The organism is Pseudochrobactrum algeriensis (assembly GCF_018436245.1).
Lineage (GTDB): Bacteria > Pseudomonadota > Alphaproteobacteria > Rhizobiales > Rhizobiaceae > Pseudochrobactrum > Pseudochrobactrum saccharolyticum.
Window position 1 is genome coordinate 2,321,342 of record NZ_CP075361.1, and the last position, 13,120, is coordinate 2,334,461.

General features: G+C 46.7%; 8 protein-coding genes and 1 pseudogene. 2 read left to right on the top strand and 7 right to left on the bottom strand.

The features are described from left to right. The first annotated feature begins 97 nt into the window (after positions 1 to 97). The gene (locus KHQ09_RS12890; protein ID WP_213598605.1) at positions 98 to 1,903 is read left to right on the top strand and encodes a site-specific integrase; all 1,806 of its coding nucleotides are present in this window, start codon (positions 98 to 100) and stop codon (positions 1,901 to 1,903) included. Positions 1,904 to 2,175: 272 nt separating this feature from the next. Here KHQ09_RS12890 and KHQ09_RS12895 read toward each other — a convergent pair whose 3' ends face one another. The 7 genes from KHQ09_RS12895 to KHQ09_RS12925 all read right to left on the bottom strand — a co-directional run bounded on the left by KHQ09_RS12895 (position 2,176) and on the right by KHQ09_RS12925 (position 11,895). Beyond that, positions 2,176 to 6,549, bottom strand: a complete 4,374-nt coding sequence (locus KHQ09_RS12895) for an NACHT domain-containing protein (RefSeq protein ID WP_213598607.1) — start codon at positions 6,547 to 6,549, stop codon at positions 2,176 to 2,178. 230 nt (positions 6,550 to 6,779) lie between these two features. Beyond that, positions 6,780 to 7,313, bottom strand: a complete 534-nt coding sequence (locus KHQ09_RS12900) for a hypothetical protein (RefSeq protein WP_213598609.1) — start codon at positions 7,311 to 7,313, stop codon at positions 6,780 to 6,782. A 147-nt stretch (positions 7,314 to 7,460) separates the two neighbouring features. Continuing rightward, positions 7,461 to 8,669: a plasmid recombination protein gene (locus KHQ09_RS12905; RefSeq protein WP_213598611.1), complete on the bottom strand. Its 1,209-nt coding sequence runs from the start codon at positions 8,667 to 8,669 to the stop codon at positions 7,461 to 7,463. A gap of 5 nt (positions 8,670 to 8,674) precedes the next feature. Further along, positions 8,675 to 8,914 carry a hypothetical protein gene (locus KHQ09_RS12910; protein WP_213598612.1) on the bottom strand — a complete coding sequence of 80 codons (240 nt, stop codon included), beginning with the start codon at positions 8,912 to 8,914 and terminating at the stop codon, positions 8,675 to 8,677. Positions 8,915 to 9,189: 275 nt separating this feature from the next. After that, a complete protein-coding gene (locus KHQ09_RS12915) occupies positions 9,190 to 10,656 on the bottom strand; it encodes a hypothetical protein (protein ID WP_213598613.1) in 1,467 nt (488 codons plus the stop codon). Positions 10,657 to 10,976: 320 nt separating this feature from the next. Beyond that, a complete protein-coding gene (locus KHQ09_RS12920) occupies positions 10,977 to 11,387 on the bottom strand; it encodes a hypothetical protein (RefSeq protein ID WP_213598614.1) in 411 nt (136 codons plus the stop codon). Position 11,388: 1 nt separating this feature from the next. After that, the gene (locus tag KHQ09_RS12925; RefSeq protein WP_213598615.1) at positions 11,389 to 11,895 is read right to left on the bottom strand and encodes a hypothetical protein; all 507 of its coding nucleotides are present in this window, start codon (positions 11,893 to 11,895) and stop codon (positions 11,389 to 11,391) included. A 367-nt stretch (positions 11,896 to 12,262) separates the two neighbouring features. Between KHQ09_RS12925 and KHQ09_RS12930 the strand changes: the two are divergent. Beyond that, positions 12,263 to 12,661: pseudogene (locus tag KHQ09_RS12930) on the top strand (recombinase family protein); the annotation flags it as partial. Positions 12,662 to 13,120: the final 459 nt, after the last annotated feature.

The following is a 13,120-nucleotide window of genomic DNA, read 5'->3' on the forward strand; positions in this document are numbered from 1 at the left end:
GCTACCATTTTATTTTTCATGAAAAATCAAGCATTTATCGTACCGCAGGGGTTCCGGTAATTGTGATACATCTCACGCTCATGTACGCGGAGATGTCATGGCTCGCTCTTCTTATCTGACCCGGCGCGATGGCCGATATCATATTCAGATTCGCTTTTCATCTACGCTTATGCCACTGATTGGCCGACCACTTTATCGAGCGTCTTTACAAACCAGCGATTACAGATTGGCGTTGCTAAGACTTGCAGAATGTTTGGGATGGTTCCACCGAATGAATGATAGTGCCGATTACGTAGCCTTGTTTCAAAAGAATACAAAAGAGCTTCAAATATATCTGCGTGACTCATGGCCCATTACAGATGAGCGACTGTTTGCTCGTGCCTGCTTTGAGGACCTTCTTAAAGGCCTTAACCGGAAAGCTAGAGCAATCAATTGCGATCCGGATATGATTGAGCCGGAATTTTCCAAACTGCTTAAGCTATTCATCCAGCAAAATGTCGAAGCAGAAGCATATCAGCGCAAAGCAGAGCGCGTCATAGAATATGAACGTGGCCGATCAGATATGAGAGCTGCAATTGAATTTGGTGCAGTACCGACCAGTTTTCAACAGCCTGCAAGCCTAGCTGCTCCCTCCGTTATACCTTACACATCATCCCCTGCCCCTTCTGATAATCTCATCCCCACAAGTACCAGCCCCATCTTTTCAGTGGCATTGGCGGAATATCTCGAAACCGCAGACGGCAGCAAAGACAGTCGTCGCGACGTCGAGCTCATTGTGCAGTTTCTAATTGATCAGATGGGTGATAATCCAGTGCATCAATTCAGTGCGGAAAATGCAAAGCAGCTTGATCAAATGCTGCCAGATATTCCAGACCGCGCGCGCATCCCTCGCGATCAGTGCACATCTCTATCAACAAGATATGCATATGCACAGCAATATGGATGGGAAAAACTCAAGCGTCTGACCGAAGCACGTCTTCGCAATGGCTACCATAATTCATTATCAAAATTTTTCGGCTGGCTTATCCAGAAGGATTATTACAAGCAGCCAAAACCGATCTTCAATACTGTTAGCGGTAAAAATCTGACGTCGCTCACACGTGATGCTTTTGAATATGACGAAATCGTCAAAATTTTCTCTCAGCCCTTATTTCAAGGTTGCAAAACAGAAAAACAAATATGGCAGCCTGGAAAGGTTTTCGTCCAGTCGCATCTCTATTGGGGTTACATTATCCTGATCCTACACGGCATGCGTATTGGTGAATTTGGCCAGCTTGATGCCAGCCATATCAAAGAAGTGGATGAGGTTTTCTATTTCGACTTGCGATCATTCGATCCAGAGAAAGGGCGAGTACCACTAGAAGAAGTAGTTAAGCTTAAAACTAGCGGCTCCGAACGCATCATTCCCATTCATCCTCTCGTTCTTGAACTCGGCCTATTGGATCGTGTGAAAGAACTGAAACAGCGTGGCTGCACAGCATTATTTCCAGAATGGGAACCATATCCAAAGCCTAATGGCGAAATACGCTGGGGGCAGCCGATCACTAAAAGCTGGCAATATCTCAAACAAAAAATAGGTATCCAACGTGCCAACGTCACAGCCTATTCGGCACGTCACTCATATGCACAATTTTTGGATTCCACAGGCATCAGCAATAGAGGCCGCAACATGCTTATGGGGCATTCTATACGGAACGATATTCCAGCACATTATGGCTCGAAAAAACGACTATCACCGCGCGACCTTAAAGAACTTACCGAAACCTCATCGCGTGAGATTCAGTTCATGACCGAGACGCTTCTTGCCACTAAAGAAAAAGCAGATGCGGGAGAATTGTCTATTGTAAAGCCATGGCTACAACGCACGAACTGGTCAGAGTTTTATCGTCAAAAATTTGGTTGATACGTTGAGAAAAGTTGATTTCATAAATATCAATGAACGATGCAGGAACTTTCTATAGCAGAAACTATCAACTCTTATATCCAAATTGATAACGACACGCCTCTTCATGAGCCTACGTTACTCCTCTTGCGTTCAACCGCCCGGACAACATTAAGGTCCCACCCAGACTGCCTACTCATCATTAATGGATGCATGAAAGCATCTGATCGCCTATGACCAACGAAATATCATTTCTGTGTCTTTCAGGAGAGGAGTAGATTTCAGCGCGAATATTAAATCGTATCAGACGGCTTCTCTGAAATGTCACGAGTTATAGCAATCACTTTCTTACCGTCATTGCGTACTTGATTTATTGCCGTACATTTCTCTTGTACACATTTTACGAGCTCCTCGAAGTTAACAGCCTTACCATCGACAGTTTTCCGGAAAGCGCTTCTTTTTACCTTCTTAGTCTTCTTGTCTTTCTCAACCTTTCTAGGATGAGAAGCATTGACTAGTACATAGATACCGGTGTGAGATGACGTCTCGAAAAGATATTGATTTGAAAGTTGTTCACTAGGAGTACTCACCAGTTGATTCCCAGTCCAATGTTTCATTTCAGCAAGTTTAATCTCGACCGACACTTTCCCCAAAAATTCAAATCTTGAATGCAACCTTAGATCAGGCCGCTTCTCGCCTGCAACTTCTTGCTCCCGTATAACGGTATAATAGCGTTCCCCAACATCTCTAAGGCGGCCTGCCAACCAGTTCCTTAGGTCGCCTTCCTTCGCGTGTCCACGTCTAAAGAATGCGCTTTCATCATCGTCAGAGGTATGAAGTTTTTCTAATAATGCCTCTAAATGTATTTGGCAGAGTTTTCTGAACTCCTCCACGCTTGCAGGCGGCTTGGATTGATCGTTCAGAAACTGAATCGCCTCATCGCGCGAAAGTTCTGCGCGTCTACCCGACTTACGTCTCATCAATTCGATCTGATACAGAAACGTATCTCGGTAACTGGAAAGCTGCTTTGATCGTGACAGCCGAGCAAGTGCATCTATCGCATCAGGCGTTTGCAACGCCACCAACATATTGATGTAATTTCGTCGGCTACTCTCTGCATGGTCATTTTTTCCCGGTGAATAAACACTCTCGTGCCTTACATCCTTCTCAGGCGGCCATGCTAAATATGATGCCCGAACCAACCACTCCAGCAGATTTGAATCCCGGCCATACTCTCTTCGCACATGGCCCGCACCTTCCACGAGAGCAGGCTTGTTCTCTTCGCGCGCCAAAAATTCGAAGTAGAGCGCTTTCTGCGCTACGCTGTCCAATTCAGTAAACGTTAAGGCCAAAACGTTTATCGCGGCACCGGAGTTCGCATTCATTATCCCACCAAGCCACTCCCACGCCTCGCGGAAATCGAAACGGGTAGTTGCAGCCCGATAGCCCGAGACAAGAAACCTAGATAGGCGGTTTAGCTCGACAGTTGGGGCCCGAGCCACGATATCAAGGCAGAGCATTCTATCGCGACGGTTTCTTGGAAGAGCAATCATCAGCATCCGCAGAAGCATCGGAGCCACAAGGTTCCTGATTCCGCTGCCAGAGTAGGCGATTTTACTTATGCAATCTGATACTTGGTCGCCGCCGTCACAGTGCTCAGAGTTAAAGTCCGCCAACAATGCACCTTTGACTTCGGAGCAAAATTGAGTTGGGAAGTTAGTCGCCAATTCCTCAACCCACTCGGGAAAGCCGTTTAATTCGTGGAAAGCGTAACGAAAGGCCTTTCGCGCAAGATCGGCGTCACTAGGCAACTCCCCATATGAATAATCCAGGTTGACGCCGGCTAGGCCTATGTGGCCTAGGTATGTTCGTCTTTCAGCGTAGCTGGTGTCATGGGTCTTCCAATATTGCCGCAAGCCATCGCTGAATAGATTGGCAATCTCAACACCATATTCTTCATTGACAGCACGGATAGTTCCAGTCCCAAGCTCATTTGGTGCTTTTTCAAAAAGCCAAATGGCGTTGCTGTTGTCGAAGTCACCTGCAGAAATCTCTCTGCGGTTTTTCATTATGAACTTTCGATTCTTGCGAGCTGATCTCCAAGACTGCAAAGCTTCCTTCTTGTCCTTAAGCCACCTGTCGACGTCATAGCGATATTGATGCTGGCAGCGCGATTTCGTTCGAAGAAGCCAACCATGGATACCGAATTGGCGCGTTTGCTCCTTGTCTCCATATTTCTTGAGGCACTGCCTAAACTGACCTAACGCATACTCGTGATCATCTCCTCGGAGGTTTCTTAAAATTGTTCCCGCCAAATCGAGATATAATACCCGCTTGGATAGATCGGTTGCTTCCGATGCAAGCTCACAATAGTGAGATACATCAGAGTGGTGGAAAAGGTATCCGTTTTCTTCTTTGTCACGGATCTCCAAGGGGTAGATCGCTCCGAACGGAACTCGGCTTCTCTGAACGCACTCAGGGAACAAAGCGACTCGTCGTTGAATGAGCGCGTGTTTCACTTCGGATCTTGACCGGAGGCCATCAGTTAATCTCTTCATTGGTGTATTGAGACTGAATACGTCGATCCTATCATCTTTACCCAACGCCATCTCGACGGCGTCGAGCAAGTCACTGTCGTCAGAACGAACATCTTCATCAACAACTAGTTCGGTCGCTAGGTAAACAATTGCTGGCACAAACCTTTTGTATCGAGCCGAAGCATTGGGCATTCGGTACCGGTTCTCGTCACGGCCAGAAAACGCAAAGCGCAACAAAATGGACAACCAAATCTGCTTCTCCGATTTCGATAGACCATCAACTATTTCGATCAAATACTTAGACGTTGCTGATGAATAGTTCGCGCGCTCCCTTTGAATTCTTGAAAGAATGGCAATAGCGTCGAGCAGTGTGGCTTCGCCAAGGACGTATTTTAGAGCCTTCAGCTGAAACATATTCCAGTCCGGTGCGGCGTCAGCATCCTCTACGTTTGGTGTTGTGGCCATCAGAGCTTCTAACAAGATATCTGCTCGGAAGCTTTGGTCCCCAAATTCATCAAGGGCTGCGCATGCTTCCGCTTTAGTCCGATAACCAATGTCTGGATTTCTAACATAGCCCACCAGTTTTGGGGCAAGCGACTTCATTTGACCAAAACGTGCAATCTCAATTAAAAAATCCGTCAGCTCAGGAGAACTAGATTTATCTAGGAGTTCATCAACTACAGGCCACAACTCAGGATGAGTGAAACGCTTTACATCATCATGCGAGAACCACTCACCTCTATATCGGATGTCGTCATAGAGACGCGCTTGATTACGTAGAGCGACCTCCTTGTCACCTATAGATAATGACTGTGGGTCTCCGGTTTCGATGAGAAGGGCGGGTCTTACGTTTGCCACAACCGCCTTTGCCGAAGAGTTCAGGGTGGCTAGCCAGCCCATGACATGTTCAGTCGATTGCGGGATCGAACGCTGTCCCAACCCCTCGGCAAGGAGCGGCGCGATTGTGCGTTCGGAATGCGCTCTGGCTCGCAAACTCTCATCGAAATGCTCAGCCGCAAGAAAGTCCTGAATCTCTCGATGCGCGAACCTGATGCGTCCACCGACTGATGGCTGGAAAAGCCCGCTGGCGAGTAGTTCCCGGACTTCCGAACCAGTCCATGAATCCACGTCCGTAGACAGTATCTGAGCTGCATTGATGGCATCACCTGTAGTCAACGGGAGTGCCTTGAAATCCCGCTCGCCAGACAAGACTACGAAAGCGGCGAGCTTAGCCGCGGCCTTCCTCGCTCGGTTAATATCAATGTTTAACCGATCTTTACTTTCGGATCTGCCGAATAGCCGCCACGCAACCAAATCGCGCATGACTTGAAGTCGAGACTTGAAAACCTCCTCGGGTGTTCGGCCTTCATCAACGGCCTTTTTCCAAACATCCAAGAATAGATGCGCATCCAACGGTTGCTGAATGAGATCAATGGCAAGATTAGCGCTTACTGCGCTAATGAAGTCCGATGAATTGACGCCGCGAGCCACAGCAAGTTTCTCGATGTCTCCGGTAGTAAGCGGTGCAAGGCGAAAAGTTCTGCAACTTGGATCGCTTACCGCCAAGTCTTGTTTGGCATTTCGTGTCTGTCTAATGAACCGAGTTAGACGTCTTACATCGCCATCCCCAAACCACTCACTTGGACGACTTGTGATCACAACATGTATAGGTCCCAGTCGTCGTCCGATTTCTCGCGAAACAATGTCGAGGGCTTTCTCAAGCGCACTTTCATTGCGTGACGAAGGTAGACGAGCCTCATCCAAAGCGTCAAAAAACAGAACTCCACCTTTTTTTGATCGCTTCCAAATGTCGAAACGCTCTCCCTGGTCATCTAATCCGAAGTCGAATGAACCCACCAAGGAGTCGTCTTGTAGTGCCTCCAGTCGCATTAGGAATGCGTCTTGTCCTGCCTCAACGAGGTGCTGCACTTGCTGTCGAACTTCAGTTGTCTTGCCAGAGCCAGCTGTACCAAGGAGAATAGATACATCATTTGAGAGAATTTCTTCCCACGTTTTTCCAGTTTTGCGCATTGCAAGCGAAGCCCAAATACTGTCCGGTTCATTCTCAAAATCTGTCGATTGAATTTCGACAAAACGTCGTGACAATGAAATATACTGACTGTTATCCAAAAGTGCCCCCTGATACTTCTGAGTTTACAATATCAAGAGCCAGGCGCAGGTGCCATATAAGATTGCTAAATATTCTGTTTTTACAAGATGAAGGAGAGTAGAGGTCAAGACGAACCTTCCTTCTTCTCGATTCTGTCATTCCGTTTACTTCGACCATGGTCCAACAGGTCCCCTCGGACTCTGGCAGAAAAGCGATATCCCCCAGTCCACTCGCAAATGTTTAGCACTACCTAAGTCTGGATGCTTGGCACGTTTGTTAAGGCCTCATTTATAGCTTCATTGGCTGTAGTTTTTTCAGCATCACATTCAGCCTGCCATGATGCGATTACTTTGGCATCATGCATGCCAAGGCGAACATGTACTGCAAGGCGATTAATTCTCTCCTGGTGGATTTGGTCAATGATCCAACCTCGTAATGCAACGTCATCAATACGCGCCAACAAGAACTGCATCGCAATCTCTCGTGCAGAAGGGCGACGAAGATCACGCATCAGGCGTTTCATCGACGGCTGCTCACTATAGCGTTCACGACGGGGCTTTGGTGAGGTGGTGTAACCGCGCTCGTAATCCGAAATCGGCCAATCATTATCGACATCAGATTGCTGCGGCATAGATGGCTGCATGACGAGTGTGCGGAGCGATAGTAGTGTTGCAATGAATGCCCACCCAATCAAAATGGGATGCTTTTTCTGACGTCGCGCCTGGCACGCCCGTACCAGAGCAATTTCCCAACAGCTCTTTTGGCGTCGTTTTCTCTTTTCCATAATAATTCCCGATTTTCTGCGTTGAGATAATTATGAATGGAAAAGCCACCGGCGGCAGATTTTTGGGCTGTTTTTATGACCTGTAAACATTCTAACGCACAGAAACAGGGCATTGAGCGCGAAGATTGATGTCGCATGATGTTTAGGTCATCCAATTTTCGGACCATTTGCCTCAAAACGCTCATCTTCAACATGAAGCAGCCGATCCCGTTGACGTCGTAATTGATCACGATCACTGCGAATGGCTTGCATGGACTGAGTGGTATTGGAAAGTCTGGTTTCGACAGACGTCCGACGTCGGATTTCATTCTGTAGACGATTTTCGGCATCAGTTGTGCGCTTGCGTTCACCCTCGATTATTGGCAGAAGCTCGTTCCAGAGAGATTTACGGATTGATGATATGCGCAAGCCATCCCAAAAATTCCGCAGCCAATTCGCAATAGAACGGGCTTTCCGTATCTCAGCGTCGACACGAGCGACTAGTTTATCGGATTGATACTGCGCATCCTGCACAATAGACTTAGCTTCCACTTTAGCATTGGCAACGGTCTTTTGTGCTGTCGTTTCGTGCTGCTTACGATTGACATCGGCTGCTCTCGCAGCCTTCATTGCTGTTGCTGCCATCGTTTGCGCTTGCTGAACGCTTTTGGCTGCAGCCTTTTCCACCATCCACTCTGCACGTGTCAGACGACGTCGCGCCGGACCAAGGCGGGTCAGCCCATGTGGCAAGCCAACATCGGTTGAATATGAATCCTGCCATATTCGCATGGTTTCCACATAGGCTTTGTCGCCCATGGCGTTCGCAGTTTTCTTTTCCTGCCCGTCCGCAATGGCAGCTTCCACAGCTTTTTTCTTGAACACTTTGCCAGGGTGCAACCGATCAGCATTGCCGGAAGGATGGAGACCGTAAGCATGAAGGTGCACATGTGTTTCATCTAGATGCATGATGACGGTTTCTAACGTACCGCCGCGCGTTTCGAGATCATGGCGCAGCCATTTCACGGAATCCCGTGCCCACGCTTCAACGGCAGCTTTGACGTCGGTGTCGTTGCGGCATTCATCTGGCGTCGCGGGATGCGACAAAACACACGTAAAAAGCGAGCCTGTATCTTTTCTAACTGCCCGCGTTTTGCCATTGGCCAGAGTTTCCTGTGCGTGATTGATTATCGCGTCGTGACGGCGCACAAGCTCATCAAAATCACAGCCGAACACATGAATATGAGCTTTGGGGTTTTCAACATGCAAAGAGGCTTCCGGTGATCGCCGTGCCTCGGCAATAATTTCCGCTATAGTCAGCTTTCCGCTACGGCCACCTGATCGAGAGTAAGTTTCGACATGAGCGAATTGAAACCCCATTTTTGTTATCGTTTCGATGCAATGCTAGCAGCAAGCTGGCGTTCTGTTTCTTGTATCAGCTTCCACACAGCATTGAGATCAGCATGAATTTTCATAAGACGGGAATCCAACTCTTTGCCATTTGACCAACCAAGCCAATGCAGTTGTTCAAAACCACGCGCAGCCGAGCGCAATTCATCCATGATATAATTGTAACGGGTATGGTTGAGAGGGAATTCTTCGAATGGGATTTCAAGCAGATTCATAGTCCAGTCTCCTATCATAGAGGTTAGACTAAAATGATCACCTGTCGGCGTGAATGAAACAAGAACGAAAAGATGTAGTGACCGACTACGTCTATTCGTTTAACGCCTGTGGCTACTCATAGACATCGGTTCTCCGAAGGCCATTGCATGGAGCCCTGTTCAAAATATAGCGTATCTTGAAAAGGATTTTTTAAGCTAGACCGTATGGCTCCATGCTTTTTATCAATACACCGTTTTTTACATCCTGAGATTAATCGGATTTTCTTAGTGTCTTGTCATTTGGTTTTCTTGAGACATCCGAATTTATTGGAGAGTTCCGGCCAATATTTGTTGATTGTTGGACGGCTAATCCCGCATTTCCGCGCAAGATTGGCTTTAGTGACACCAATGCCTTTCTCGGAAAGGCTTTTAATCGCATTTTCAATGCTGTTTAACGTGCGTTCTGCGTTTTTCTGGGCAGAGTATCGCGCAGCAGTCAATTGCCGTTCTTTCAAGGTTTTCTGGCCTTCAACAACATGCATGAGAACTCCACGGTTCTTTTTTGATTGCTGCAAGACATCAGGGTTCCAATGCGAAACCGCATATTCCGCAATCTTTGCAATGATCAAAGACGCATGCTCTGCATCACTGCGTTTAGATTGTGCTGCACCAGTTATTAGAACGTTTTCAAGTTCAGCATGCAGCCGATCAACGATCAAACCAAAGGATTTGTTTTGATAGTCAGTATTGAATTGGGCGTCGGCAGAAAAATGCCAGCCATTCAAAATCTCATAAGCCTTTTTCTGGCAGAAATTAAAAAGCTCATTACTAGCAACAATGCCCATACCTGATTGAATGCACGCTGCTTTGCGCAGTAGCATCTCACGGTTATGATTCAGTTCGAGATATTCGGCATGTTCGGACACGTCAGGGAAACGGACGTCTTGCGGACAAACAGTGTGCCACTCTGGTGAAAGCGGACATTTCACCTGCTGCGATGCAGCTGGTGCGCCAGCATCGGCACCCGCTTCGAGCAATGCATGACAAAGACCGAAATAGACCGAATGGAACAGATCAACAGGGCCACGTTTCCAACCCTGCTTGCCCGGTTCATTCCAAACTGCACTTCCACGGGGCAGCATCCAGATTGCGTGAGGTCGGATAAAACGACCATCATCCAATTTCAAACCCACTAAAAAATGTGGCTCGCAAGCTATTTGTCCGTCATGAGCAAGCAGACGATAAAACAGACAACATTCCTCAACCGACGCCCAAATGCGATCCGTGTCTATACGTAAAAAGCCGAGAAATTTGCGGTTACCTTCAACGTAAGGTTCGTCCAGCGAGAAGAGTTTTTGATGAAGCCGCTCCAACGTGCCCTTTCCCCAATTGCTTCGCAAACTTTGGGCTCGCGGCACAGCAGCCACGAACAGTTCACCAGCTTTGGATTTTAGCGTTTCAGAACGTAAGCCCTCTTCACACACCGGTCCAACTTGATGGCCGGAAAGTTCTTTAAAGCCGCGCCGACGGTAACCAAGCTCAAGTCGTTCTTTCACAAGGGCTTGTTGATCTTTATAGCACTGATGGAAAAATTCTTTGTCTTCTGCACGGCGCGTCATAAACGCTGGCGGCAAAATTTTTATCTGCGGCAACTCTGCTGGATTAGAAAAATCCAGACCAGTTCTGTGTTTGTCAATATTTTTGGTTTGTGGGGTAGAATTATCTTGATTGCTGAATACGGGAGTATTCAGCGCCGCGCTCAACGCAGCATCACAGGGTGCTTTACTTTTCTTCCGCCGTTAAGCATCATAAGAGACCTCAAAAACAAACTCCGTGCAGGGTTCCAGCCCTTTGACCACGGAGTTTTATTTTGCTCGGAACATTTGGACACTGTCAAACAAGCCAATCCGCCGACAGAAATTTTACTGTCCGCTCAATCCCGTATTCCTCAGATATCAATATGGGATTGCGCCGGCGATTATTCTGGCGAAAACTATGAATGCAGCATCCCTCCCCCTCCCCATTCATATGATGCTGTAAAGCGGCCTTAGAACAAAAAAGAGGCCGCTTTTATATTCCCCTTCTAATCACCGTAAGCACCGTATTCACCACTCATATCAAAGCGACCACAGGGGGCATTTTCGATGTAGAAGTGGATGCTGCCGTTGTTAAAAGCCAAAAGCCAAACAAGTGGATCGTCCTTATATTCCCCCACCAAAGCATCCGCATATTGTTCCCGTGCTGTAAAAGTTAAACTATCCCGTTTCATCGGGATTTCAGCTTTGCAAAGGGTTTTCCGTGTATCCATGGGATCGGTTGCTGTGAAGCGCAAATGATAGTTTTTGCCTTTCTTTTTCGTAATCTCGATGAAACATTGAGCCTTTTCACAATTGCCCACATACTCACCAATATAGGGATCACTTGCAGCAATTGCGGAGAAAACGGACGTCGAGATCGCCATAGCAGCACCCAATGAGATAAGAAGTTGCCGCATATTACGCTCCGAGCTGAGATTTCAATGTAATCACATTCTGATCGACTTGCCTCCAAGCACGATTGGCAGCACCAAAAGAGCGAGCAGCAAGATAACAAAAACCGGATGCCAAGACGACCAGCGTAATGATCGGCCCTGGATGGCCAATTGGCACACCTCCAAAAGCGCATGATAACGGTGATGTCAGGAGTAGAAAAACCGGCAAAACTTTGATCCAGGTTTTTCGATCCAAATGACCGAGCGGATTAGCATATTTAATCCCCCCATCCGTCTCGATTGCAGTGATAATATGAGTTCCAGAGATTTTCGTTAGATAGATTTTTTGAGCCTGATTAGAAAACAGATAGTTTTGCAAAGGGTGCGGAACGACTGTTTTTTTCAGAAGCTGATCTTCAACGTAGAGGTATTCATATACATCACCAACGTTCGCGTCAGTTCGATGCCCGCTCCTATTCGTTACTCTTCCTGAAAGCGTGAAGATATTTTTCCCAACCGTAAGCTTATTCATCTCTGCCCCAATAAAATTCAGGGCTAAATAAACGCCCCTCACAATACAAGGATTGTAAAGGGAACCCTTATCAAAGGAATTCAGCGAAATATTGTTATTGAATAATCAATTCAAAGAATCCTTGCAAAATGGCCGATAAAAATAAAACCAAATAAAATTTCACATCAATTTTGTTGACGATACTTGAATTTATAAAGGCTTCCCTTTTCGTCAACAAATTTGAGGCTAGAAAATCATGAAAATCAATCAAATACTAAGAGAAAGGCGCAGGAATGATCCATTGAAAGATAAGAATACTTCAAAGAAAAATGACAATAACATCCGCAATTCTCCTCTAAAAATTGGCTATGCACGTATTTCTACTGACATGCAGCGCTTGGACTTACAGCTGGATGCGTTAACCCAAGCAGGGTGTGACCGGGTATTTAAAGATCATGGTATATCAGGTGCCTCAACCGAACGACCTGGATTAAAACAAGCAATGGATATGCTGCAGGAAGGTGATACCCTCATCGTCTGGCGTCTTGACCGACTTGGACGCTCCCTTGTGCATCTCGTTGAGCAGGTAAGTGCGTTAGGGAAGCAAGGCATCGAGTTCAGATCATTAACCGAAAGCATCGACACAAGTTCTTCAGGCGGAAAACTGATGTTTCATCTGATTGCTGCATTGGCTGAATTCGAACGTTCATTAATCAGCGAACGGACAAAAGCAGGCATGGCAGCAGCAAAACTACGGGGTAAGCACGTCGGACGTCCGCCTCGGATCAAGCCAACTTAGTCATCAAAAACCACTTCAAAGCGGCATGAGTGAATGCTTCTAAAAAGTCCGTCCTTGATTTTTTGTACTCACTCTTGTACTCGGGTACATATCTTAAAATCGTGAGATAATCATGATTTTTCTATAAAAATATCAAGGACTTATAGTCCATCGGAGGACATCATCCGTCCTCCGCTACCAACAGATTTTCCCAATCATAGAACAATATTATGAATGTCTCTTCTGTTTTAAGCATGAGATATTTGCTTCACTTCGACGGTATTTTTGTAAAATGCTTCGTGCATGAGCAATTTGTTCCCGTTTCGGGAATCACTTGAGAATCAATCGGATAGACCTGTAAATTTCACAAGACCGGTGCCGGAAGATAATTCCGGCACCGGTTTTTCATTTCGGCTGACTGGAGCATTTCACAGTCAAGTTGGATCAACTTGGACAGTCCGAGATAAT

What these genes read in the sequence shown, in the direction of transcription:
- KHQ09_RS12925 (WP_213598615.1), bottom strand. Translation starts at nt 11,895, where the DNA reads ATGAATAAGCTTACGGTTGGGAAAAATATCTTCACGCTTTCAGGAAGA.
- KHQ09_RS12900 (WP_213598609.1), bottom strand. Translation starts at nt 7,313, where the DNA reads ATGGAAAAGAGAAAACGACGCCAAAAGAGCTGTTGGGAAATTGCTCTG.
- KHQ09_RS12905 (WP_213598611.1), bottom strand. Translation starts at nt 8,669, where the DNA reads ATGGGGTTTCAATTCGCTCATGTCGAAACTTACTCTCGATCAGGTGGC.
- KHQ09_RS12890 (WP_213598605.1), top strand. Translation starts at nt 98, where the DNA reads ATGGCTCGCTCTTCTTATCTGACCCGGCGCGATGGCCGATATCATATT.
- KHQ09_RS12920 (WP_213598614.1), bottom strand. Translation starts at nt 11,387, where the DNA reads ATGCGGCAACTTCTTATCTCATTGGGTGCTGCTATGGCGATCTCGACG.
- KHQ09_RS12910 (WP_213598612.1), bottom strand. Translation starts at nt 8,914, where the DNA reads ATGAATCTGCTTGAAATCCCATTCGAAGAATTCCCTCTCAACCATACC.